Source organism: Nostoc sp. 'Peltigera membranacea cyanobiont' 232 (genome assembly GCF_002245985.1).
In the GTDB taxonomy this organism is placed as follows: Bacteria; Cyanobacteriota; Cyanobacteriia; order Cyanobacteriales; family Nostocaceae; genus Nostoc.
The window spans coordinates 1-25,259 of sequence record NZ_NOLK01000071.1 but is presented as its reverse complement, the minus strand read 5'-3'; the positions used below and the strand labels follow the sequence as shown (position 1 = coordinate 25,259).

At 41.8% G+C, this 25,259-nt stretch carries 23 protein-coding genes; 13 read left to right on the top strand and 10 right to left on the bottom strand.

The genetic code is table 11. The annotated features are described in order from the left end of the window. Positions 1-279: 279 nt before the first annotated feature. A complete protein-coding gene (locus CDG79_RS22255; protein WP_094344072.1) occupies positions 280-2,952 on the bottom strand; it encodes a beta strand repeat-containing protein in 2,673 nt (890 codons plus the stop codon). A gap of 921 nt (positions 2,953-3,873) precedes the next feature. Here CDG79_RS22255 and CDG79_RS22250 point away from each other — a divergent pair. Both CDG79_RS22250 and CDG79_RS22245 read left to right on the top strand, forming a co-directional pair. Beyond that, positions 3,874-4,119: a hypothetical protein gene (locus CDG79_RS22250; protein WP_094344071.1), complete on the top strand. Its 246-nt coding sequence runs from the start codon at positions 3,874-3,876 to the stop codon at positions 4,117-4,119. Further along, positions 4,100-4,381 (top strand): hypothetical protein, encoded by a 282-nt coding sequence (locus CDG79_RS22245; protein ID WP_094344070.1) that lies wholly within the window; start codon positions 4,100-4,102, stop codon positions 4,379-4,381. Before CDG79_RS22250 ends, CDG79_RS22245 begins: the two co-directional genes overlap by 20 nt. A gap of 126 nt (positions 4,382-4,507) precedes the next feature. Here the strand turns inward: CDG79_RS22245 and CDG79_RS22240 are convergent, their stop codons facing one another. The 3 genes from CDG79_RS22240 to CDG79_RS22230 all read right to left on the bottom strand — a co-directional run bounded on the left by CDG79_RS22240 (position 4,508) and on the right by CDG79_RS22230 (position 7,360). After that, positions 4,508-5,734 (bottom strand): glycosyltransferase family 4 protein, encoded by a 1,227-nt coding sequence (locus tag CDG79_RS22240; protein ID WP_094344069.1) that lies wholly within the window; start codon positions 5,732-5,734, stop codon positions 4,508-4,510. Between the two features lie 160 nt (positions 5,735-5,894). Next, positions 5,895-6,527, bottom strand: a complete 633-nt coding sequence (locus CDG79_RS22235) for a response regulator transcription factor (RefSeq protein WP_094331624.1) — start codon at positions 6,525-6,527, stop codon at positions 5,895-5,897. After that, positions 6,524-7,360, bottom strand: coding sequence for a S1C family serine protease (locus tag CDG79_RS22230; protein ID WP_094344068.1), 837 nt, complete (start codon positions 7,358-7,360; stop codon positions 6,524-6,526). Before CDG79_RS22230 ends, CDG79_RS22235 begins: the two co-directional genes overlap by 4 nt. Positions 7,361-7,440: 80 nt before the next feature. On the opposite strand from CDG79_RS22230, the gene CDG79_RS22225 reads away from it, so the two are divergent. Beyond that, positions 7,441-7,737 carry a hypothetical protein gene (locus CDG79_RS22225; protein ID WP_189525083.1) on the top strand — a complete coding sequence of 99 codons (297 nt, stop codon included), beginning with the start codon at positions 7,441-7,443 and terminating at the stop codon, positions 7,735-7,737. A 37-nt stretch (positions 7,738-7,774) separates the two neighbouring features. Here the strand turns inward: CDG79_RS22225 and CDG79_RS22220 are convergent, their stop codons facing one another. Beyond that, positions 7,775-8,686 carry a S1C family serine protease gene (locus tag CDG79_RS22220; protein ID WP_094344066.1) on the bottom strand — a complete coding sequence of 304 codons (912 nt, stop codon included), beginning with the start codon at positions 8,684-8,686 and terminating at the stop codon, positions 7,775-7,777. A gap of 206 nt (positions 8,687-8,892) precedes the next feature. Between CDG79_RS22220 and CDG79_RS22215 the strand changes: the two genes are divergently transcribed. Both CDG79_RS22215 and CDG79_RS22210 read left to right on the top strand, forming a co-directional pair. Then, positions 8,893-9,747: a uroporphyrinogen-III synthase gene (locus CDG79_RS22215; protein WP_223278260.1), complete on the top strand. Its 855-nt coding sequence runs from the start codon at positions 8,893-8,895 to the stop codon at positions 9,745-9,747. Between the two features lie 166 nt (positions 9,748-9,913). After that, positions 9,914-10,213 (top strand): ferredoxin, encoded by a 300-nt coding sequence (locus CDG79_RS22210; protein WP_094344065.1) that lies wholly within the window; start codon positions 9,914-9,916, stop codon positions 10,211-10,213. A 237-nt stretch (positions 10,214-10,450) separates the two neighbouring features. Here CDG79_RS22210 and CDG79_RS22205 read toward each other — a convergent pair whose 3' ends face one another. Further along, positions 10,451-10,900: an Hsp20/alpha crystallin family protein gene (locus CDG79_RS22205; RefSeq protein WP_094344064.1), complete on the bottom strand. Its 450-nt coding sequence runs from the start codon at positions 10,898-10,900 to the stop codon at positions 10,451-10,453. Positions 10,901-11,465: 565 nt separating this feature from the next. Between CDG79_RS22205 and CDG79_RS22200 the strand changes: the two genes are divergently transcribed. Beyond that, on the top strand, positions 11,466-11,786 hold the full coding sequence (locus CDG79_RS22200; RefSeq protein WP_094344063.1) for a DMT family transporter: 321 nt from the start codon (positions 11,466-11,468) through the stop codon (positions 11,784-11,786). A gap of 262 nt (positions 11,787-12,048) precedes the next feature. On the opposite strand, the gene CDG79_RS22195 is transcribed toward CDG79_RS22200, so the two are convergent. From CDG79_RS22195 to thrS, 3 genes are all read right to left on the bottom strand, one after another. After that, positions 12,049-13,086: a FecCD family ABC transporter permease gene (locus CDG79_RS22195; protein WP_094344062.1), complete on the bottom strand. Its 1,038-nt coding sequence runs from the start codon at positions 13,084-13,086 to the stop codon at positions 12,049-12,051. A gap of 374 nt (positions 13,087-13,460) precedes the next feature. Beyond that, positions 13,461-13,940 (bottom strand): hypothetical protein, encoded by a 480-nt coding sequence (locus CDG79_RS22190; protein WP_223278259.1) that lies wholly within the window; start codon positions 13,938-13,940, stop codon positions 13,461-13,463. A 367-nt stretch (positions 13,941-14,307) separates the two neighbouring features. Next, positions 14,308-16,143 (bottom strand): threonine--tRNA ligase, encoded by a 1,836-nt coding sequence (gene thrS, locus CDG79_RS22185; protein ID WP_094344060.1) that lies wholly within the window; start codon positions 16,141-16,143, stop codon positions 14,308-14,310. A gap of 420 nt (positions 16,144-16,563) precedes the next feature. Between thrS and CDG79_RS22180 the strand changes: the two genes are divergently transcribed. The 5 genes from CDG79_RS22180 (at position 16,564) to CDG79_RS22160 (ending at position 19,269) form a co-directional block, all read left to right on the top strand. Beyond that, the gene (locus CDG79_RS22180) at positions 16,564-16,881 is read left to right on the top strand and encodes a DUF2605 domain-containing protein (RefSeq protein WP_094344059.1); all 318 of its coding nucleotides are present in this window, start codon (positions 16,564-16,566) and stop codon (positions 16,879-16,881) included. A 300-nt stretch (positions 16,882-17,181) separates the two neighbouring features. Next, positions 17,182-17,511: a DUF2973 domain-containing protein gene (locus tag CDG79_RS22175; RefSeq protein ID WP_094344058.1), complete on the top strand. Its 330-nt coding sequence runs from the start codon at positions 17,182-17,184 to the stop codon at positions 17,509-17,511. Between the two features lie 271 nt (positions 17,512-17,782). Beyond that, a complete protein-coding gene (locus tag CDG79_RS22170; protein ID WP_094344057.1) occupies positions 17,783-18,079 on the top strand; it encodes a hypothetical protein in 297 nt (98 codons plus the stop codon). Positions 18,080-18,175: 96 nt separating this feature from the next. After that, entirely contained in the window at positions 18,176-18,589 is a 414-nt protein-coding gene (locus tag CDG79_RS22165) for a RusA family crossover junction endodeoxyribonuclease (protein ID WP_094344056.1), read from the top strand. After that, positions 18,589-19,269 carry a hypothetical protein gene (locus CDG79_RS22160; RefSeq protein WP_094344055.1) on the top strand — a complete coding sequence of 227 codons (681 nt, stop codon included), beginning with the start codon at positions 18,589-18,591 and terminating at the stop codon, positions 19,267-19,269. The genes CDG79_RS22165 and CDG79_RS22160 overlap by 1 nt, the downstream gene beginning before the upstream one ends. Before the next feature lie 136 nt (positions 19,270-19,405). Here the strand turns inward: CDG79_RS22160 and CDG79_RS22155 are convergent, their stop codons facing one another. Further along, entirely contained in the window at positions 19,406-21,697 is a 2,292-nt protein-coding gene (locus CDG79_RS22155; protein ID WP_094344054.1) for an amylo-alpha-1,6-glucosidase, read from the bottom strand. An 822-nt stretch (positions 21,698-22,519) separates the two neighbouring features. Here CDG79_RS22155 and CDG79_RS22150 point away from each other — a divergent pair. After that, positions 22,520-24,529, top strand: a complete 2,010-nt coding sequence (locus tag CDG79_RS22150) for a DICT sensory domain-containing protein (protein ID WP_094344053.1) — start codon at positions 22,520-22,522, stop codon at positions 24,527-24,529. Between the two features lie 174 nt (positions 24,530-24,703). After that, entirely contained in the window at positions 24,704-25,126 is a 423-nt protein-coding gene (locus tag CDG79_RS22145; RefSeq protein ID WP_094344052.1) for a photosystem I reaction center subunit II PsaD, read from the top strand. Positions 25,127-25,259: the final 133 nt, after the last annotated feature.

Sequence of the window (25,259 nt, the reverse complement as noted above, 5' to 3'; positions counted from 1 at the left end):
ATGAGGCAATGTATTGCTTTACTTGAGAGAGCTAAACTAACTACTGTGTTTAATGGTTATGTTGCAAAAACTTTTTGAGGACTGGCTATTAAAAGTTGATACAATTAATATTTTTACCAATCTAACATCATTTTTGCCACACAACTTTAGCATGGGTACAGACACAATTGCTCGTGTCTATACCATGCTGAATCTGTTGTTGATTGAGTACTAGACAGTAATTCCACAACAAACTTGAAAAAGCTTTAACTTGTTATGGAGTTGTAACTCGCAGTAACTTTAGACCAACTGAATAGTTAGATTGGATGAGGAATTTTGAATGAAGGCGAATTGATTTCCTAAGAAAGACAAGTCACCGCTCAATGAGTTGTAGGAGAAGTCACTAAGATTAGTAGTACCAAAGCCTGCTTTAGAAACTTGGATTACGTCGCTTTGACCAAAGTTGTAATCTGTAATGGTGTCAATACCATCATTAACACTGTTGAAAACAAACTTATCTGCACCAGAGCCACCAGTGAGAATGTCAGCACCTTGTCCACCGATGATGGTGTCATTACCGAAGCCACCGGAGATAGTGTCATTACCGGAGCCACCTTCTAATCGGTTATTTTGGCTATCACCAGTAATGCTGTCACCTGCATTTGTACCGATGAGATTATCAAAGTTAAGTACATTAAATGTTATTGTCCCCAAACTAGGAACGTTAAGGGCAGAGATAGTTTGTTCCTGTAAGTTAGCGGTGATAGATACACCAGCAACAGATTGTGAGGAATCTATGGTGTTATTGGCAACGCTAGCATCAGCAATAACTGTTTCTACTTTAAAAACTGTGTCTGTTCCGAAGCCACCAGCTTTAGTGATTTGTCCTACACCTGATAGGGTGATGGCTTTACCTAGCTTGCTGTAGTCTGCGGTATCAAAGCCATCTCCGCCATCGATGCTGTCGTTACCTTTACTGCCCTTGAAGGTATCATCGCCTGCACCACCTATCAAGGTGTCATTACCCAGTCCACCATCAATCAGGTCATTACCATCTCTACCATCAATCAGGTCATCACCAGCCAGACCAGTTAATTGGTTATTTTGGCCGTCACCCTTTATGCTGTCATTGTTAACAGTACCGATGACATTGGCAAAGTTGACTACATTAAATGTCAATGTTCCCAAACCAGGAACATTAAGAGCAGAGATAGTTTGGGCTTGTAGGTCAGCAATGGCAGCTACCCCAGACAAGGATTGAGACGCATCTATAGTGTTGTTAGCAACACTGGCATCAGCAATTACCTTATCTACTTTAAAGACTGTATCTGTTCCGAAACCGCCAGCTTTGGTAATTGTCCCTACACCTGAGAGGGTAATTTTTTTGCCTAAGCTGCTGTAGTCTACGGTATCAAAGCCATCTCCACCATCAATGCTGTCGTTACCGCGACTGCCCCTAAATGTGTCATTGCCACCATTGCCTGTTAATTTATTATTTTGGCTATCGCCAGTAATGCTGTCACCTGCATTTGTGCCGATGACATCATCAAAGTTAACTACAGTAAATGGCAATGTCCCCAAACCAGGAACATTATTGGCTGTCAAAGTTTGGCTTTGTAGGTTAACTGTGATAGATACACCAGCTAAAGATGCGGAAGCATCTATGGTGTTGTTGAGAACACTAGCATCGGCAATAATCTTTTCTACATTCAAGAGTTGGTCTTGTCCCAATCCACCAGCTTTGGTAACTGTTCCTACTCCTGAGAGGGTAATAGTTTGACCGAGTTTGCCGTAGTCTGCGGTATCTGTACCAACTCCACCATCAATGCTGTCATAACCCTGACCACCCTTAAAGGTGTCATCACCAGTACCACCTAACAACGTGTCATTGCCATCTCCACCATCAATTAGGTCGTTGCCACCCCTACCATCAATCAGGTCATTACCAGCAAGACCAGTTAATTGATTCTTTTGGCCGTCACCCTTTATGCTGTCATCATTAATTGTGCCGATAACGTTGTCAAAGTTGACTACATTAAATGTCAATGTTCCTAAACCAGGAACGTTCAGAGCAGAGATGGTTTGGGCTTCTAGGTCGGCAACAGCAGCTACCCCAGACAAAGATTGAGACGCATCTATAGTGTTGTTGGCAACTTTAGCATCAGCAACAACTTTGTCTACTTTCAAGAGTTGGTCTTGACCCAATCCACCAGCTTTAGTAACTGTCCCTACTCCTGAGAGGGTAATGGTTTGACCTAGTTTGCTATAGTCTGCGGTATCAAAGCCATCCCCACCGTCAATGCTGTCGTAACCCTGACCACCCTTAAATGTGTCATCACCAGTACCACCGAATAACGTGTCATTGCCATCTCCACCATCAATTAGGTCGTTACCACCTCTACCATCAATTACGTCATTACCAGCCAGACCAGTTAATTGGTTATTTTGGCTGTCGCCCTTAATGCTGTCATCATTAATTGTGCCGATAACGTTGTCAAAGTTAACTACATTAAATGTCAATGTCCCCAAACCAGGAACATTGAGAGCAGAGATGGTTTGGGCTTCTAGGTCGGCAACAGCAGCTACCCCAGACAAAGATTGAGACGCATCTATAGTGTTGTTGGCAACAGTAACATCAGCAACTACCGTTTCTACATTCAAGAGTTGGTCTTTGCCAAATCCGCCAGCTTTTGTGATTGTTCCTACACCTGACAGGGTGACGCTTTTGCCTAAGTTGCTGTAGTCTGCGGTATCAAAGCCATCTCCGCCATCAATGCTATCGTTACCTCGACCGCCCTTGAATGTATCATTGCCGCCATTACCTGCTAACGTATCGTCGCCTTCTCCACCATCAATGACATCATCGCCAAGACCTGCGGAGATATTGTCATTGCCTCCACGACCAAAAATCTGATCGTCACCACTAGTTCCCAACAAAAAGTCATTGTTAGGAGTACCCGTAATAATGGACATAATATATAACCTTGATAGTTTTGGATAGTTTGGCAGATCAAATTTATTTGATCGTTGTAATATTCGCATATTACAATGAGATGAATTATAAATTTATGATGAAATCACCATAAACATACTTAACCCTGTTTTATATCTCTGACAAAAGAAAAATATATAACAATTCAGGGTTTTAAAAAATGCGTTGTTTTGCCATACAAATCGAGAACCAATAAAATTAAGATTTAGGCATTGTATAGAACAATAGTCTTGTGAATCAACATCGATAGGTAGTTTCAGCCTTTCGTTGCTTCAGAAGCGTAGCCAATCCAGGTATCAACAAAAGGTAATCAATAAATCTAATTGGAAGCAGGAAAACCCATCTCTGGTTATATTGGTTTCTCTGTCAATGTATAAGTTACAAAAGTTTATCTTTTCAATAAAAGAAGAGATAATGCACACTACAGATAATATTATTTAATGAATAAAATATGTGTTTAATGTGAAGACAAAAACTGAGAAATTGCTTTAAAATCTTAGTTGGTGAGGGGATCGGTAAAAATATAGGAATAAATATAGTAAACAGATTAGATATTACACCTAACATAAGCAAGCAAGTTGTGAAGGCACAAAATAGTGGATGTATTGACATTTATTTTGTACTAATTGTGATATCATAAGTATTTATACTTTATTTGGGTAGAGCGATCGCTTGTCTTTGACACTTCCTTCCCCAAAAGGGTACGCCAACGTTTTGTAGTACAGCGATCGCACCCAGATGGAAATTACTGATATTTCAGCCTTGTTTGCATAATTTCGGATACATTACCGCAAATGCGCTGATATTTTATTTTCCCCTCTTCATAAATTCCGCAAAAACACCGTTACGCTATTCGTACTTGCGATCAAAACTTAGAGCATCCAGTTTATTAGGGCGTGTTTATGACCAACCCTGTAACGACGTTTATCCAAGTCAATCTGGAGATGGCTCTAGAGGTAGCTCAAGAATTGGAGCAAGCTCCATACACTCAACTCAGTGCCTATTGTTTGGAGATTTTACGGGAAATAGGATGTCCTGGTACTGAACTCCCAGTTAACTTACAAACTCGCGATCAGCAGCTAAACTTTATCACAGGCTTTGCATCTTATGCATTTGGGGAGGTACAAAATGTACAGAGCATTAATTGAAGATATCTTCTTTGAGCCAGAAGAGACAGAAGAAACTACTTTTCCCGCTACAGATAAAGATTTGTTGATTTTAACAGAAAAATTTTTAGCGTTTGAAATTCCTTCAAAGGTTTTCTTACAGGCTATAGCTATTGCTGATTACGATGGTGCAGCTGCTTTTCGCTACGTTGATAATTATTTGACTACTCTCAAAAATAAGAATAAACGTAAGCATAAGAAATTACTTGTCTTGGGTGCTTCGACTAAGTTCGATCGTAATTGACGTGCTTTTTTACAAGTGAACTAACAACTAATCCGATTTAGATAAGATAATTTACACTACCAATATAGAGACGTTACATTACAACGTCTCTACACACATTTGTCCCAGATGGGAATTAGAACTTATCTAGACGCATAGGGTTCTCCCAAAACAAACTTGTTCATAGCTTTTACCAGCTATATTCCAAGTGAATTCTGTTTCTACTAATTGTCTGCCGTTGTGAGACAATTGCGAACGCAGATGTGGACGATCGAATAGTTGACTAATAGCGGTGATGTACTCTGTCGGTTTATTCGCTCGCAACGCTCGTAATGGTTGACTAGCAACATTTACAGCTAATCCTTCTAAGCCGCGATCGCTAGCCACTATCGGTACACCAGCAGCCATTGCTTCTAAAGTTTTATTTTTAATCCCAAACCCAGTCCGCATAGGTACAACACAGATGGTAGATTTATGTAAATATTCAACCATCGAAGGCACACGCCCAATCACATTAACTCCTGGTTTTTTATCAAGTGCTAAAACTTCTGGTACTGGATGAGAACCAACAATATCAAAAGTTGTATTAGGATAAAGTTTTTGGATTTCTGGCAATACTTCGTTACTGAAAAAGCAGACAGCATCAATATTTGCCAAATTATCCATTGCACCAATAAAAATTAAGCGATGTCCACCCGGATCGGCGATCCGGGTGGGGAAAGAAACTAAATCTACGCCATTAGGAATAACACTAATTTCACTATTGGGGTTAAACTCTTGTAGTTGAATTTTATCTTCTTCTGTTGTCGCGACAATTGCCGAAAACTTAGCACAGTAGTTTTGCTCATAAAGTCGCAAAAGTGGGAGATTAATTTTGTCTCTAAGGGAATTTTCTGAAATGCTGGTTGCTAGTTGGTTACGACAGGTAGCATAAACAGAACTGTGAACATTAACTATGGTTTTTAGCTGTTTCTGAAAATGTGGCTGCACATAAATTTCATTGACGCTATGTTCGCAGGTAATTACATCACATTTCCCCGCTTCCACCCAGTTATCAATCCATGTTTGCATCTCTACTGAGTAGCGATTAAGTACGCTTGGCGGTGTGCCCTGTTGCAAAAATCTCCCAAATCGCTGTATTTTCTTCAATATTCCGGTGGTTCCCGAATCTGGCGGGCGTTCAAAAATGGCTAGACGATCGACACAATCGCGTAATCCTGCTACTTCTGCGTCTGTAACATCGCCCTCGCGTTGAGTCACTAGGGTAATAGTATGGCGTTGACTCAGATACTTAAGTAAATTAAATGTCCTGACTTGGGTTCCCCCGCGCGTTGGTGGGTAGGGAAAGGTGGAAGAGAGCATTAAAATGTTCATATAGGTGATAAATCAAATGTGATACATACACCATGACCTCATTGAAGGCTGTATGTCATCATTTGATTAGACAAAAAATGTAGAGACGTAACACTGCTACATCTCTATAAGGGTTCTGGATAATGCATATTTAATTCCATCAGATTCTAGTGAGGAAAGATCACAGCAGAATCAAACCCAGCCTGACACCCACAGCAACAGCCTCGGTGCGGCTAGAGACACTGAGCTTTTGAAAAATGGATGAGAGATGAAATTTGACGGTATGCTCAGAAATATGTAAGCGTTTAGCGATCGCTTTATTCCCTAACCCCGATCCCAGCATTCCTAAAACCTCTATCTCCCGTGGTGTCAAACTTTGTACGGGATTCGTTACCACTTTTTCCCGGATAGACAGTAATTCTACAGCATCCGGGTGCAGTACTACTAAACCAAAAGCGATCGCCTCCACAGCCGCGACAATTTCTAACTCTGTGCTAGTACTGGGCAATATCCCCCGAATACCAGAACGTAATGCCGTCTCTAAATCAATGCTGTCGAGTTCCTCAACAATGACGATCGTTCCTAATGGGTATTGCTTTTCTTGAATCAGCAGCAATTTTTCCCACACCGATTGTTGAAGATTGCTACTCAAATCTACCAACACTACATCTGGTGATAATTGCTCAATTTCCCTTACCAATACATCCAAATCGGATGCACTCCCCACAACCGTCAGCCGAGGATTGGTAGTCACCACAGCTGATAACCCTGCCCGCACTACAGGGGAAGTGGCAACTACCATCACTCGGATCATGTTGCCTCCACAGCAGTTTTTCCAGAATGCACCTCAAGGTAAATCACGAATTGCTGCTTACCGCGTAAGAGTTGTAGCGGCACAGATCCTTTACTGTCATGGAGATATTTGCTTAAATCATTCATGCTAGTGAATAATCGCCCCGCAACTCCAATTAAAATATCGCCAACTTGCACACCAGCAGTTTCCGCCGCACCACCAGGTAAAATTGACAATACTAGTAAACCCAAGCTACGCCTACTTAAAAGTACGGGTTGTAGTGTAACTCCTAGTTGCGGACGATTATTTCTCTGTAAAAAACGCTCAACAGTCTTGCTGGGAACTGCTACAGCTAAACCATTAACAATCATAGTGTTAATTCCCACGACTCGACCGAGACAGTCAGCAAGCGGCCCCCCAGAATTTCCAGGATACAATTGCAAATCAGCCATTACAGCCTGTGAATTATTTCCATAGATAATCCCTGTTGTCACAGCACCAGTTTCAGCAAAGGGATTACCCACCGCCAAAACTAATTCACCCACTCGCAGCGCTTCCGAATTGCCAATGGTTGCAGCAGTTAAATCAGTAGCGACAATTTTCAGGGCTGCTAAATCCTGCTGTGGATCGAATTGTGTTCGCACCGCATCAAATACCCTTCCGTCTGCCAATTCCACAGTTGCACGGTTGCTAGTTGCGACATGGGCATTAGTAATAATTAGTCCGTCAGATTGCCAAATTACACCAGAACCAACTCCCAGAGAGCCGCTTTTCACTTTCACAGTGTGTAGGCGTAGTTTATCAGCTACCTCTGTCAATTCAGCAGTGATGTTAGTTAATGTTGTGTTTGCCATGTTATACAATTTTCCCGCATGTCAAAGTAGAATCAATGGGCTGACAATAGTTTTTAGTCGGGTTGGGATAATTGAGACTGTTGCAAGATATTAGTCAACCCAACTTTGGAAAGAAAATTCTGACAGTTCCGAGTTCAGAAGCTCAACGTCCGAGCAAAAAGGTCGAAGTTCCGAGTTCAGAAGCTCAACGTTCGAGCAAAAAGGTCGAAGTTCCGAGTTCAGAAGCTCAACGTTCGAGCAAAAAGGTCAAAGTTCCGAGTTCAGAAGCTCAACGTTCGAGTAAAAAGGTCAAAGTTCCGAGTTCAGAAGCTCAACGTCCGAGTAAAAAGGTCAAAGTTCCGAGTTCAGAAGCTCAAATGAATAGAAAATTTAGATAAATCTGACACAGCTAGTAAAATCCATCCCAAATAGAGATTATTCTTCCTTAGTAGGTCGTTCGCCAACTGCGATCGCTAACTCAATTAACACTCCACCCCGGACAACTTGGACATTGACAGCTTTACCAATGCGATCGCTATTATTAAGCAGTGCTAGCACATCACCTGTATCGCCCACAGTTACGCCATCTAACGTTACCAAAACATCACCAAGTAGCACACCTGCATTTTCAGCAGGCCCGGAAGGCTCAACATTAACGACAATTACCCCAGTTGCAGAAGTTAAATTCAGAGAAGCTTTCAGGTTCTTTGGTAAACGTACAGGTTGCATTCCCACACCCAAGTAGCCTTTTGAAATGCGTCCTTTTGCTACTAATTGGTCAACCACGCGATCGACTGTAGCAGTAGGAATTGTCAGAGCAACGCCACGCCGCCCCGATGTATTCATCCCCACCACAAAACCAGCAGCATCTACCAGCGGCCCGCCTGCAAAACCAGAGTAAAGGGTGATATCTGGGCGGATGAATTGGTCAATATTTCCGCCACTCATACTTCGCCAAGCACCGCTAACCACGCTCACCGCACCCATCGCCGCCCTTAAATCACCTTCGCTACCTCTTGCCAGTCCTAGCACTAGATGACCGACTTTCAGCGTTTTGGCATCGCCAACTTTTGCTACAGGTGTTTCTACGTTTTCTAGTTTAAAAACAGCAATATCAGTGCTAGAGTCATGACCAATGAGTGTTACTGGTGCAGTGCTACCATTTGATAGAGTAACAGTGATGTCGTCATAGCGCTGGATCGACTCATCAGAGGTAACAATGATGCCATTCCGCCAGTGAATGCCACTTGGAGAGACACGAGTACCCGCATTAACTGCAACTACAGCACTCCCAGCTTGTTCTACGGTGTCAGCTAAACTGTTGGATAAAGCCAGTAATGAAGACATAAAGTTTTTCCGTAAACGTTCTTAGATATTCATATCGTGCCGTTTTCTACACACAGATGACATCGGAAAAATGGGGAGAATTCACCCTAGAAAAATGGCTAGGTTTATATAGCAATTCTGAATCAAACGCACAGAAACAACAGGAACGAGATCCCCGACTTCTTTAAGAAGTCGAGGATCTGCGGATTGCAACGATCGCAAATAAAATGACAGATAAACAAATGCACGCTCAATCAACAGAAATTAACCTGCTCACTCCATCTAAAGAATTAACTCTATATAACAAGAGAATTTTATTAACAGCACCGAGAAATTATGCTTACAGGTTATCTGAACAAGTCATCAAAAAAGGTGGTTTACCTGTTTTAATGCCTACTGTGGAAACCTGCTATTTATCCAACTACACTAAGTTAGATATTGCTCTAAACCAGATAGCCGATTTTGATTGGATTCTCTTCACAAGTAGAAATGGCATCACTGCATTTTTTCACCGGATGAATGATTTAAATATTCCTGTATCTGTAGTGCAAAAATGTCAATTATGTGCTTTGGGAAAAGACGCAGAAAGCTTATTGTCTTTTTGTGGCAAGGTTGATTTAATCCCAACAGAATCTAGCCCAGCCGGAATTGTGGCAGAATTAGCGAAACTTCCGCAAATTCACGAAAAAAAAGTGCTGATCCCTGCCCCAGAAGTTGTTGGTTTGCCTGAACCTGATATCGTACCCAATTTGATTACAGATTTGCAGAAATTAGGCATAGAAGTAACTCGCGTACCCACATATATCACGCAGGGCTTAGACAAAAGCATCTACGGTATTGAATTAAACTTAATGCGTCAAGGAATAATCGATGTCATCGCCTTTAGTAGTACAGCAGAAGTAGAAAGCTTTTTGACAATGGTCAACTCGCAAAGCGATTATGAGCGTTGCATTATTGCATGTTTTGGCCCTTATACAACTGCTAATGCGCGGAAGTTGGGTATGAATGTTTCCATCGTGTCCAGGGATTATAGTTCATTTGAGGGATTTGCAGAAGCGATCGCAACATTTTTGTCTCTATGATTTCAGTAGAGAGTTTTTGGCCCCACTAACCCCTTAAGAATCTAGAAGATTCTGTATTACCCCACTCCCCACTCTCTCTTTTTATCTACCACATTTAACTCTAGACTAGTAGCACATAAACCCGTAGGATCAACAATGTAGTTCACATTTAACTAGGGATTGTTACATGGCAACTTATAAAGTCACATTAAAGACTCCAGATGAAGAAAAAACAATTGAAGTTTCTGATGATGATTACATTCTAGAGATTGCTAACGAAGAAAATGAGATGGACTTGCCTTACTCCTGTAACGCAGGTTCTTGCTCAACCTGCGCCGGTAAGCTGATTTCAGGTACTGTTGACCAATCGGATCAAAACTTCTTAGACGACGAACAAATAGATGCAGGATGGGTTCTTACCTGCGTTGCCAAGCCCACTTCTGACTGTGTAATCCAAACCCATCAAGAAGATGAGCTTAACGGTTAAGTAAGAAAGGTGGATTTAAGAAAGAGCAAGTTTTGCCGGGTGCATTAGAACATTCGTTCTAGCGCACCTCAAATCTGAGGTAATGCCGGACTTTCGGCAAGAACACACTCTAGAAGATTTCAAATTTTGCACTTTCCTAAGAAAGCTTTATGGGCTAAGTAATTCACACTAAAAAGCGCTCCCTTTTGGAGAGCGCTTTTTATTTGGTTTAATCAATAGCTAGCAGATATGAGGAAATTAGCCAGATCGTGCTAGATTAACTTTGACGACTTTGTTCTTTTCTTCTTCAGCTTTGGGTAGCGTCAGGTTCAAGATGCCATCTTTATAATCTGCTGTGACGTTCGTATTTTGAATCCGGGCAGGTAAAGGAATTACACGTTGGAATTTACCGTAGTGGAATTCGCTCTTGATTACACCTTTATCTTCAAATTTCGCTTCAGACTTCCGTTCACCACTGAGGTACACAGAATTTTCTGTAACTTGCAAATCCAGGTCTTTAGCTTCAATCCCCGGAAGTTCTAGCTTTAGATGAATTACATCTTCAGTTTCTTTTAACTCAGCAGCAGAAATCCTAGATAAACCTCTCTCCAAAAATGCCGATGGCAAAGTATCTTCATCAAATAAACGATTGATTTGGCGTTGTATTGTGTTCAATTCTTGCCAGGGGTTCCAACGTACTAATGTCATATTTCTACCTCGTATAATCAGTATCTTTGCTGTTCAACTAATTGAGAATTTGTTTCCTTGTTTTCATAGTATTTAAAAATAAAAGTAGTGTGAATTCGGTTTTTATCACTTGATTGATGATGATTGCTGACCCAGAAGTATCACTATTATAAATGTGTGGTAATCTGAACTAGTAGGGTTCGGTAAATTCGAGTAAAAAGACTTGCAATCTAAAAATATATAATTATATGCGAACCAAGATATAGGACTAGTATTTGATTTTTGAAATCCCTGTAGGGTGCGTTAGCAATTAGAGTACGGCACCATCTCAAGCTTATGGTGCGTTACGACGTTCCGTCTAACACACCCTACAGATACTTATATTTTTTTAAAAATAAAATATGATTAATATAGGATTTTATAACTCATTGATATTGAGTATAAGTTCGATTTGTTAATCAAGTAGAAGAGATGGATTTCTCATAATTAAGGTATTTCCTTAATTAATAATATTAAAGAAGCCTGTTGTATTTTTTTGCTTTCATAGAGATAATAAAAGACTGTTAACAAAACCCTCACAAAAGATATGTCAAGTAGTTGGATCTACCTTATCGCCGCAATCCTTTTTGAGGTTTCAGGCACAACTTGTATGAAGCTATCAGAAGGATTTACTAAAATAGTCCCTTCAGTCTTAATATTTATTTTCTATGGACTTTGTTTTAGTTGTTTGACCCTTGCTCTCAAGAGAATTGAAGTAAGTGTGGCTTATTCCGTCTGGGCTGGATTAGGAACTGTTCTGATTGCGATGATTGGTATTATTTGGTTTCGGGAATCTGCCACACTTATCAAACTTTTGTCAATCGCCTTAATAATTGTGGGTGTAATTGGCATAAATGCAAGTAAATAATTGAAACATTTATGAATCCAAGAAACTATCTTTGGATTCATAAATAAATGTGTAGACATGCAATATAGAGGACATGATATTAGACATTGCCTCAAATAAAAAATACCTCGTCTATTTAAATACAAGTAAGTGGGTGTGAAAATTTATAACTATGTCATTGCGAACGGAGCGAAGCGAAGTGAAGCAATCACAAGAGTTTAGACAATTTTATATTTCGTTACATAGTTAGGTTTATTTGAGCCAACCTACTTAGACGAGGGACTCAAAATTTATTAAATCCAGCAGAACGACGATAAAGTAACCAGATAAATAACGGTGAACCCAGCAACGCGGTGACGGAACCTACTGGTAGTTCAACTGCTCCTAATCTAGAGAGTAAATCTGCAAAAGTTAGTAACCAAGCACCTGCAAGGGCAGAAAGTGGCAAAACAAAGCGATGATCTGTACCAACTATGAGGCGGACACCGTGAGGGACAACAAGACCAACAAATCCAATCAAGCCACTGATGCTGACTGCACCTGCGGCTAAGAGAGTGGCGACACCACCAATTAACAGGCGCGATCGCGTCAACGAAACCCCCAAACCCACAGCCAAATCATCTCCCAAAGCCAGCACATTAACCGATCGCGCCAGTAAACATCCCCCGATTAATGCAACAATAATGTAAGGGCCAGCCGTCGAAATTTCTTGCCAACCGCGTCCATTGAGACTACCAACCAGCCAACTCAGTGCAATTTGAATTTGACCGTCTTCAGCTAAAAGCAGTAATGTAGTTTGTACAGCGCCAAATAAAGAACTCACTGCCACTCCGCCTAAAATTAACCGCTCAACCGAAATTCCCGACCCCGCGCGACCGAGCAAAATAACGATCGCAGAAGTCAAAATTGCTCCTATCCACGCAGCTAAAGGAATTGCGATCGGGAATATTTGCCAGACAATCATCAGAATCACAACTAATCCAGCACCCGCAGAAATCCCCAGAATAAATGGATCGGCAAGACTATTACGTAACATTCCTTGCAGTAATGCTCCTGACATTCCCAAAGCTGCGCCAACAATGAGAGCCGCCGTAATGCGCGGGAGACGTAAATCCCAGAGAATTGTCTGTTTAACCGGATCGCCTTTGTGAAGTATGGCTTGCCAAAATTCCGACATACTTAAGGGTACTGCTCCTTGAGAAAGCGATAGCGCTAACGTTAGCACCAGTGCTGCACTAAGGAGTAAAACAGCCCAAAGTACGCGGTGTTCAGTAAAAATTGTCTTAAATGGTTTAGCCAAATTACGGTCTAGTCTTTTCATTAACTGTTATTCGTCCCTAACAAAGCTGCATTTACATATAGTTTTTCTTTGATCGGGGAGCCGGAGAGTAAAAATTTGAGCCTCAGAAGGTGGACGTTGAGCCTCAGAAGCTCAAATTTAAAATTTTAACTCCCTCGTCTCACCCTGCTCCCACGCATCTAATATCCTGACTTTTCACGTCATGTAGAAAAGCTAATGCTAAAGTTAACCCCTGAGCAAGCTTCCTTACTAGGGAATAGAAGCGACGTTTTCTAGATAAGAGTGAAAAGTCAGATATTGGAATGAGTGGAAAAAGAGATTGTGTCTAATCCTACCGCCAAGTAGAATCAATGCTCAGTTCACTTAGAACTAAGCTTGATAGATCGGCACAGGGATTAACCACGTCCCCAGTTGCGATCGCGCTCATAACGAAAGTTACGATCGCGAATGTCGCGAAGGTTATTATCGCGGTCATTGCGACGATTATAGTCGCGGTCATTGCGACGATTATAGTCGCGGTCATTGCGACGATTATAGTCGTGGTCATTGCGACGATTATTATCGCGGTCATTGCGGCGATTATAGTCGTGGTCATTGCGGCGATTATAGTCGCGGTCATTGCGGCGATTATAGTCGCGGTCATTGCGGCGATCGTTGTTACCAACATTGCGAAGGTCGTTCTGGCGGTCATAATCACCATTTCTGTAGTGACGACTATGACGTTCGTAGTTACCATCATCGTTGCGTTGATAGCTGTAGTTATCTAACTCAGCAAGATAAGACGCTGGTGTATTAGCCCCAGCTTTTGGAGAAATAGCTAAAGCTGATGCAGATGCTATCAAGCCAGCCAGCAAAATAGAGGTAAAGCGGTTCATAATGTTTAGTCAAAAATTATTGACATTAATTGATGCAAGTCCAGTCTGTTTAGGAAGAGCAGATTCCACAAGTCTTTAAATCTATGCTATCAGTCTTGAATAAATCGGAAAGTTTTCTTGGGTGCGGTGATTGAGAAAACTTTTGTTATATGTGATACTTTCTGACCTTCCAAATCCCATGAAAAGTGAAAATTAAAGTCAGTATTTGAACTGGATAAATCCACCTCTGAACTCCGTTAACGAGTCTTTGATAATTAAATACGTTACGATCGCACCTTTGCCAAAACCTACCAGCTAGACAAAACGCACACCAATTATAATTAGTGTGCGTCTGGGGTTATATTTTAGAAATTCTCAAGGTTAGATTTTAGAAATTCTCGAACTTAGCGATCGCATCTTTCATCTTATCCACCACCTCATCAACAGGGATAACTCTCAATTCCTCAGAGGTGCGGGTACGGATACTCAAGGTGTTGGTTTCCACTTCCTTCGCTCCTACCACAGCCATCACGGGTATTTTTTCTTTCTCTGCGTTGCGAATTTGTTTACCCAAGCGATCGCCACTGGTATCAACTTCTGCACGGATACCCAACCCTCTCATCTTCGCCACCACATCTTTAGCAAAGTCTAGCTGTGTATCACCCACTGGCAGTAATCTAGCTTGCACTGGCGCTAACCACAAAGGGAAATCGCCCGCATATTCTTCAATTAAGATCCCAATTAGCCGTTCCAGTGAACCAAAAGGCGCACGGTGAATCATCACTGGACGTTTGCGAACCCCATCTTCAGCGACGTATTCCAACTCAAAGCGTTCTGGCAAATTGTAATCTACTTGTACAGTTCCTAATTGCCACTCCCGATCTAGGGCATCACTAAAGATAAAATCAAGTTTGGGCCCATAAAATGCAGCTTCTCCAATCCCTTCAAAGTGTTCCATCCCCAAGGTTTCAACTGCACGGCGAATTGCACCTTCGGCTTTGTCCCAAACTTCATCTGAACCGATGTACTTATCACTAGCAGGATCGCGGAAACTGAGTCTAGCTTTAAAGTTCTTCAGTTGCAGACTATTAAACACCGACAAAATCAAATCCACTACACTGAGGAATTCGCTATCTAGCTGTTCTGGGGTGACGAACAGGTGAGAATCATCTACAGTAAAACCACGCACCCGCGTTAAACCGCCCAATTCGCCTGATTGTTCGTAACGGTAAACAGTACCAAATTCCGCCAGTCGCATCGGTAGTTCCCGATAAGAGCGTAACTCACTCTTATATATTTGGATATGGAAAGGGCAGTTCATCGGCTTCATCACGAAGCCCTGTTCCTGTGCAGCAGCTTCTTCGTTATCTGCCATTAAAGGGAACATATCTTCTTTATATTTCTGCCAATGTCCAGAGGTTTTAAATAAATCTACTCTGGCAATATGAGGTGTTACTACAGATAAATAACCCCGTTTTACCTGTTCTTGCTTGAGGAAGTCTTCTAAAGTACTCCGCAACAGAGTACCCTTTGGTGTCCACAAAGGTAAACCCGGCCCTACTAGATCGGAAAATATAAATAATCCCAGTTCTTTCCCAAGTTTCCGGTGATCTCGGCGTAGCGCTTCTTCTTTGCGTCGCTTATATTCAGCGAGTTGTTCTGGACTTTCCCAAGCGGTGGCGTAGATGCGCTGTAATTGGGCTTTAGTTTCATCCCCACGCCAATAAGCACCCGCAACACTTTCTAGTTCAATTGCTTTCGGGTTTAATTCGCTGGTATTTTCCAGATGAGGCCCCGCACACAAATCCCACCATTCATTCCCCAGGTGGTAAATCGTGATTGGTTCGTTTTTGATATCTGCCAAGATTTCTAGCTTGTAAGATTCCTTAATTTCCTGAATCCGACGTTCAGCCTCTTCTCGGCTGACTTCTTCCCGAATTACTGGCAATTTGCGATTGATAATCTTCACCATCTCTTTCTTGATGGCTTTAAGATCGTTTTCGCTAAATGGTTCTGGACTGTCGAAGTCGTAGTAAAAACCGTTTTCAATCCAAGGGCCGATTGTAACTTGCGCCTTGGGAAACAGCTTTTGTACCGCCATTGCCATTACATGGGAAGCAGTGTGGCGAATCTTTTTTAAGTTCTCCGATTCGCTGGTACGCGGTAAATAGATTTTTTCAACTTGTTCTGACTGTTGTGATTGATTTGATGAATTTGGCGACATTGGCTGCTGAACCGTTGGCGAGGTGATTACAAAAGGTGATTTATCTGAATCTGTAGGCTTACTCAACTATAACGACTTTGGTTTTTGCTTTTTTCAGCTTTATCTTCCAACTCCCGAATTAGTTTCTCGCCAGGGATAATTTTAATCAGTTAGCTGAGTGGTAAATTCATGATTCGAGGCGTAGGCATAGCCCGTCGTAGACATCGCTAAGTTATCTGATAAATTGCAACATCGATATATATAGATACTTACTAAAGGAACTGTACAAACCAAATAGCAAGACTATATAATAAAATCTGTGTTATTTGTTACATTTTGTTACGTTTTTCAAAATTATGAGATGAAAATAAATAAAAATAATATTAAGAAACGTAAATAACGTTAATATTAGTAAGAAAGTTGGAAATATCCTTCTCATTTATGTCAGACTCAAATTTACCAGGGACTGAGTTGCTGAAAACGGTTTTAGAACCTCTGCTAGAAGATTTTCAGCATTGGTTTATGCGATCGCGCCATTTACTCGAAACTGAGCAGTTATCATTTATGAGTGACCAAGAACAATCTGACTTGCTCTTACGTGTTAAACAAGCGCAAGATGAACTAAGTACGGCAAAGATGCTATTTACTGCTACCGATAAACAAGTCGGGATTGATATGGCAACATTAATGCCTTGGCATCAATTAGTAACTGAATGCTGGAATGTGGCAATGCGCTTTCGTCAAGGGCGTGAAGTCTAAATAGATGGGAGCATCTGTTAAATTTCCGCAGACTACTTACCAACATCTAACGACAAGACCCTAAATCAGTCATCACAGAGATAGTAAAAAAAGCTTAACAATTTCTTAACATTATTTAGATTAACAAAATAATGTATCCTATGTTACCGTAAGTGGAATAACGGTTGACAAATAGCTCCATATAGATGTAAGCGCATAAAAAGTGCTTAGAATGCTCGTCTTAACTGTAACTCACAGTATCGGCGAAACAAAGAATTACAAAATAAAGTTTTAAAAATTGCTGTTCTGGAGGAAAATCCAATGTTACATCTGCTTTACATTCTTGCTTTTACAATCCTTGCATTTATGGCTGTTGGCAACTTAATTCGTAACCTGATTATGTTCAGTTTCGATCGGGAGCGAACTTACCCAACAAATTCCTCGCCAATGAATAATCAAGGTAACTACGGTTATTATTCATCGAAGAAACGGTTTGTACCCCATCCAGAGTTATTAGATAGCGCGGGCAACTTAATTAAAGAGCCGCTTTTGGTAATGCGTTCGATTAACGTTGAAGATGCGCGTCAACATCTTGATGCACTTTATGAAGCATCCCCAGGACATAAAAGAGATAATTCTGAAGAAGCATAACGTAGAGACGCGATTAATCGCGTCTGTTAGCAGTTTGGGTGTATATGATTATTGTTTTTACATCCTTAACTTTTTTTAGCAAAAATTTATTACCATTTTTGAATTTGAGGCGATCGCATCGGTAGGCTGGTAAGTTAAAAGTTTTTACAACAAAGCTTATTGACAACGTAAATACATCTTGCCTAGATTATAAGGTATGGATGTTTTTTCGTGCTTAACGGTGTCACCTTCCTTTCGGCTCGGAAAGCGACGCGCAAGGAACGTGAATATTATGAAAGCTGAAGTATTAAAAAAGCGACTTGATAAAAGTCGTCCAATGACGACAATCACAATTCGCATTCCCGAAGATGTAATTGAGGATTTGAAGCGAGTAGCACCATTGTTAGGGTTTTCTGGTTATCAGCCATTAGTTCGTGCTTACATCGGACAAGGACTGAGAGTTGATCTTGAGCGACTTGAGGGTGATACTGTTTCTACATTAATTGAGAGCCTGAAACGGCATGGTGTAAGTGATGAAATAATTCGTGAAGCACTCAACGAAGTTAATGAGCGACCCAGCAACAGCTAATAATGGCAGCAGTATTCCTCTGTTATGATTAGCAGGAGTTACCTGCTTGTAGGTTACTAGCATAGAACAACCTGCGATCTATTATTTAGAAGTGCATTGACCAGATTTGAGTTCATAGTAGATGGGCCACCAGTATCACAACAGGCTCGTAAGCGTGGTAAAGGCAATCGGCTTCAAGCTTGGAAAAATACAGTGCGACAAGAAGCTGAAAAATATTGGTCTTCGGAACAAAAAACAGCTACTGGGTTGGTTATGCTCCAAATAACCTATTTCTATGATTCCGATCAAATGGATGTAGACAATATAGTGAAGCCTATTCAAGATGCAATTAAAGGATTAGCCTACGAGGATGATAAACAAGTAAGCGATCTCGTAGTTAGAAAGAGGAATTTGTCAGGTAACTTTAGAATAGAAAACATGACTCCGATATTGGCAGAAGGCTTTGCCCGTGGCAATGAGTTCTTACATATTGTCATAATTGATGCTCCTAACCAGGAGGTAGTTACTTGATGGCAAATTCAACCGCAAACTTAGAAAGAGAGCGATTACTGAAACTCGCAGAGGAGTACCGTGAAAAGGGTTACGAAGTTTTTTTTCATCCAAATATAGAAGACTTGCCTGACTTTCTTAATAATTATCGGCCCGACATGATAGTACGTCGGGGAGAAGAAAATGTAGTTATTGAAGTGAAGTCACGCTCCTCACTTAAATCTTCTTCTAATCAATACTTAGGTAATTTAGCTAAAGCAGTAGAAAAACATCCTGGTTGGAGATTTGAATTAGTAATGACCAACCCGGAGGATACAATGTATTCTCTGAAAGCAGAAGGTTCTCTTCAAGAACATGAAATAGAATCACAGTTGCAAGTAGCAAGGCAACTTACAACGCAACATCCAGAATCAGCTATCTTATATTCTTGGTCTTTGGTAGAAGCAACTTTGAGACTTATTGCCCAAAAGGAAGAGCTAAGTTTACAAAGATTTGATCCACTCTACTTAGTGAAGCAATTAGCAATTGAAGGTGTAATTTCAAAATCTGAGTATCAGTTACTAATGAATGCACTCCTATTACGTAATCCTATTGCTCATGGCTTCAAAACTACAGAACTTACGCAAAATTCTGTATATGAATTGATCGAGCTTACAGAGCAATTATTGAGAACTCTACACACTAGCGATGAAGCAAAATAACACTACGTTGGAGTGGATGGTAGCAAAAAGCCCTGTGCTGAATTTCAGGTTATGCTTAGAGCGATGTCTACGACGGGCTACGCCTACGCACCAATTATAAAATCGGGAGTAGATTGTTCACCACTCCCTACTTTCTCTATGCTTCGATAACTACTCGCAAATTGCCCCGTTTTTTGGCAACGCGACAAGCAGTCGTAGTCCCAGAACGCTCGAATTCTAAATCGAGGATGGTGGGGCCGACTCGCAAATTATGAAATGACAGGCGATTAATCGATTCTGGTAAAGCGGGGTCGATTATTCGCAAGCAGTTATTTTGAGCATCAGGTACTAAGTTGACCATCATTTGCAGCAGTTGAAAGACACTACCAGTAGCCCAAGCTTGAGGAGTGCAGGCAACTGGATACTGCACAGGGGCATTATCACCGTTCCGTTCGTAACCGCAGAATAGTTCTGGAGGACGTTGGTAAGGCTGCCGACTAGTCATATCGAATAAACCTTGGAAAAGTTCTAAGGCTTGATCGATCAGACCCAGCGATCGCAATCCCATTGCAATCAGAGCGTTATCATGGGGCCAAACCGAACCAGTGTGATAACCCATTGGATTGTAAGCGGGTGACAAACTACTCAGGGTACGAATGCCCCAACCATTAAACATATCTGGGGCTCGCAATCGTTCTGCTACACTATAGGCTCTTTCGTGGGTGAAAAGACCCAAATGCAGACAATGACCAGGATTTGAGGTAATACTGTCTACTGGTTTGCCATCTCCATCTAAAGCCAAGGCGCAGAAATCCTGGTCTTCCACCCAAAAATCTCGATTAAAACGAACCTTGAGACTTCTAGCCTCTTCTTGCCAACGATCTGCCAAATCAAGGCGCTTTTTCATCCTCGCTATTTCTGCAAGGCGCATTTTTGCAGCATAGACATAAGCTTGCACCTCACAAAGAGCAATTGGGCCGTTAGCTAATTCTCCCTTGTGGTCTACAATACAGTCACCAGAGTCTTTCCAACCTTGGTTAACCAGACCGCGTTTAGATTTACGGAAGTAGCTGAGGTAACTGGTTTGTTGGGTATTGCGATCGATCCACTCCATTGCTGCTAGAGCATTGGGCCAAAGTAGCTCTAAGAGTTCTTGATCGTGAGTCCAAGCATAATGTTCGGCATACAACATTAGCCACAGGGGAGTTGCATCAACAGTACCGTAGTATGGTGTATGGGGAATTTCTTGACAACGAGCCATTTCTCCCAAACGTAACTCGTGCAAAATCTTACCCGGTTCTTCTTCGCGCCATTCGTCGTCGAATTTACCTTGGTATGTCGCCAGTAATATCAGAGTCTCTTTGGCGATTTGCGAGTTTAACATCAGGGTTTGGGAAGCTGTAATCAGCGAATCCCGCCCAAATAGCGTAGAAAACCACGGCACTCCCGCCGAAACAGTCTTATGCTTACCAAAAGACTGGCGCAACAAATACATATCTTGCTCGGCCCGCTCAATCACTCGATTGAAGGTGCTTTTATCTGAGCTAATGCGGGTAATTTGCTGTACCCAGTTTTGCTCCTCCATCAACTCAGCAGCTTTCGCCTGTCCTAATGTAGTGGCGGCGCTTACGGTTGAACTAGATTGGTTATTTTTCAACATATTCACCCGATAACCCAGTTTTTGGGTTTCGTGAGAAGCCAACTCTAGCTGCCAAACCGCAGTGTAACCCTTGAAATAGTCTGGTTGCCGATGCTGGAATAAAATCCGAGATTCCATAACAGATCCATCCAAACCTTGATAGGCAAGTGTTAAGGATTCTTCCCTAAAAGTTGATGGGTCTTTGGGTACTGATGAAACGCCATCGACGACAGAAAATGTTCCTTCTTCCGTCGTCGGTTCTACTAGCCGTAAAAGCCTACCTCGTTTTTCTCTGTCATAACCCCGGACTTCAAACAAATCAACAAAATCTGCATCGAAGCTAAGGCTTAGTTCAAAATTGACAGTTGTTGTGCTGTAGTTAGATATCTCTATTTCTTCAAATAGTGCGCCATTGAGGACTATTTCTCGCCGAATTCCGATAGTTTCGGCTCTGAGGCGTTCGTCGATTCTGGGGTTAGTACACAAAGCTGAGAGGGAAAACCCTTTTTCGGCAGTACTACTGAGAAGTACAGGCGATCGCCCTTCAATTTGCAACTCCAAGCGATTCAGAAATCTTGTATCACAACAAAACAGTCCCATACTGGGATTGCCATCGTTGAGGGAACAGCCAGAAATATTCCCGATAGTATCTGTCACAAAAAATAAATCATCATCTTTAACCGTCAGTGTCGGTTGCGATCTTTCACTCACAACACAAGGCCACTCCGGGATAGGTAATTGTTCGGCAGGAATAAAAGTTTTTCCATCCAGGAAAATTTTTTCCGGGGTCATTAGCGTATCCGGTGTCATTAGCCAAAGTTCCGTGTACAGGTTGTAGATTTTTGTGGTATTTGGAGAAAAAATTCGCTCTCTAAAAACTTGTTTGAGCTATTCTAGCCAAAATAATTCTTATGTACTGCTGAAAAAATAGCAGCACTCAAATCCATAGAAGTAAATATTTATAAATTTATATTGTATAAGTCTAAACTGAATACAGGAAGCTGGGATTTTTAGATAATTCTCTAGTCGTTGAATTTTCTCAAGATCCGATATATATAATATACTCAGCGAAAATGCGAAATTTCCGCTTCTTATTGGGTAAAGATGAGTATTTCTTCCCTAAACTATTATATGATTTTGTCTTGAATATCTGTGGTGTTTAATTAGACAAATTTGCGATCGCTAATTGATTAATTTACTTTAATCAATAATTATGGATTTAATTATACGGCAGTAATGGTTTTTGGGTAAGAAAATTTATTTAGTTGGGATGAATCTCAAGTGGGCTATGTCTACGACGGTCTATGCCAACGCATGAAGTCTCAATCATCGGTGGTTATTTATGAAAACAAAGTTGAAAAAATACAATAATTAATTATCTTGGTACTTAGATTTGCCAGATTTTAGCTGTGCAAGCATATTTCCAAGTTAGTCAAGAATGTATATTGAGCGTAGTAGGTTGTCAATCAACAAATAAATTTGGTAACAAAATGTTGCGCCTGCTTGGGCGAAAAGCGCATTTTAGCGTTCTTTACATATTGCAACTCTCTATTTAACTTGAGAGTCCCTTGGAATTTGTACAATGCAGCTGTGACGTGGATCTGATTGAGGTTGAGCGTTTAACAATAATTCATGAGCATTTCGACTTCTGTGCTGAGCGATCTGCTAAAGTCCCTACCATACTTGCGGCCCCAGCTATATTTTAAGGCTTCACTAACGGCGCTCTCCCACGCGATGGAAGATCAAGTTTTGGCTGCGACTTTAGCCCAACCCCTTGTAATTGCTAGTTTTCAGCGAGAGCGATTCTACCGCCAAGAAGCTCATCGCTATCAGCGACTTGCCTTGCGAAGTAATCAAATATACGTATTATCTGCTCCAGAAACGGATTTTACCAACAGTTCGGAATACTACGAAAAGATCGCTTTTGAACCAAAGGACGGTTTAAGTCATGAGTGGCATTTGGTAGTGATTGCTGACAATTATGCGACTTGTCTCGTTTGTCGAGAAAGCCTTGGTTCTATTGCTAAAAACAAGCAACTACCAGAACTAAGCCCTAATCTGGATATAGATACAGCCCGAAGATTTGAGGGAGTTTGGACATCGGAAAGGGGAGTTAGCCTGAAAGCAGCCGAATTGCTGTTAGACAGGATTTTGGTTTACAGACCCGAACTGGCAAATAAAATTGAGGAGGCCCGTCAGAGGTTTGGCATCGGACAGCCGCGAAGCAACTCTGGAGCAGAACAGTTTAACGAATATGCTTGTGACATCGATACAGATCCCTTTGTGCAGCGCTTAGTAACTTATTTGCAAGCTAGTCAGTACAAATTGCACAAAGCCTACCGTTCCATTGCTGCCCAAGCACGAAAAGAACGATTAGTCAACTCAATTAGTACTGCGATTCGGCGATCGCTCGATCCTCATGAAGTTCTCCAAGTGGCGGCACAAGAATTAGGACAACACCTAGAAGCTTGTCGCTGTCTAATTTACCGCGCTCAAGCCACAGATAGCCAAGCCATCATTGAACACGAGTTTTTGAATCCTGGTATTTTATCGGTTCGTGGGCAAACTTGGGAATTAGAGAAAAATTCCCTCTTTCAGGACATTGTGCAACAAGGCGAGGGTGTTTGTATTAGCGATACACTAAATGACCCTCGGGTGAACAATTCCCCAGGACTTTCCTTGATTGCCAAAAAGTTTGCCATTCGTTCTTGGCTGATGGAACCAGTATTTTATCAGGGGCGATTATTGGGCATTGTGGAATTGCACTACTGCCGAATGCCACCGCACGAGTGCCAACCTGGGGAATTAGATTTGGTAGAAGCGATCGCCACCCAAGTAGGAGCAGCCCTGATCCAAGCGGAAGCCTACGCCAACCTAGAAGAACTGAACCAACAGCTAGAAGCCCTAGACCGCACTCGCAGTAACCTGATAGCCATCACTGGGCACGAACTGCGTACCCCCCTATCTACCATTCAAGTGTGCTTAGAAAGCCTCGCTAGTGAGCCAGATATGCCCTTGGAGTTGCAGCAGATTATGCTCAACACTGCGCTTTCTGACTCAGAACGGATGCGAAAATTGGTACAAGATTTCCTCACACTTTCCAATTTAGAAAGCGGTAGAGTGCAATGGCATCCAGAATCTCTCACTTTACAAGAGTGTGTGGATTTAGCACTCAGTCGCAATCGCCCCCGTTCCTCAACGGAAAAACCACCCAAAATCAAGACTCAAATTTCCGAAAACCTACCTTTGGTTAGGGCTGATGGTGATTGGCTAGTAGAGGTACTGGCAAAACTCATGGACAATGCTTGTAAATTTACGCCCTCTGAAGGAGAAATCACCATTAAAGCGATTTGCAACAGCCATCAAATGGTCGAGGTAACTGTGGCTGACACTGGACGCGGTATTGAGCCGAATCGTTTAGAAGTCGTTTTTGACCGCTTCTATCAGGAAGAGGGAGCGCTACGCCGCACCACTGGCGGAACTGGACTTGGTTTAGCTATTTGTCGTCAAATTGTTAATGGCTGGGGTGGAAAAATTTGGGCAGAGTCAACTGGCAAAGATCGGGGTAGCCAGTTTCACTTCACCATCCCGATTGTTCAGAATAGCCATGAGGAAAAGCGGGCAAAAGTCAAGAGTAAATAGGTATTAGTCCTTTGTCATTGAGCATGGGGCATTGGGCATTGGCTTTTAAAAAATGACAAATGACAAAGGACAAATGACTAAAACACTAAAAACTGTTACAGTCTATAACGCGATCACAACACGACCCTGGTTGCAATGTTAGGATTCCCTAAAAACGTTGAGAGAATCATCTTTATGGCAGAAACACTCTCTGGACAAACCCCACTATTTCCTGGCAGCACTGGTGGCTTGCTAAAGAAAGCAGAAGTGGAAGAAAAGTACGCTATCACTTGGACTAGCCCGAAAGAGCAGGTATTTGAATTACCTACAGGTGGTGCTGCTACTATGCGGAAAGGTGAAAACCTGCTGTATATAGCTCGTAAAGAATATGGCATCGCTTTGGGCGGTCAGCAACTCCGAAAACTCAAAATTACAGATTACAAAGTTTACCGGATTTTACCCAACGGAGAAACCACTTTACTTCACCCAGCTGATGGTGTGTTCCCCGAAAAAGTGAATGAAGGTCGTGAAAAAGTGCGTTATGTCCCACGCAGCATTGGGCAAAATCCCAATCCATCACAACTAAAGTTTAGTGGTAAAGCTACCCACGACGTATAGGGACTAGGGACTAGGGATTGGGGACTCGGGACTGGGAATTGGGACTGGGAATTGGGACTGGGAATTGGGACTAGAGACTAAAAAAGTTTTCTTAATACCCAACGATCCATACCAGATACCCTAAACCTATATC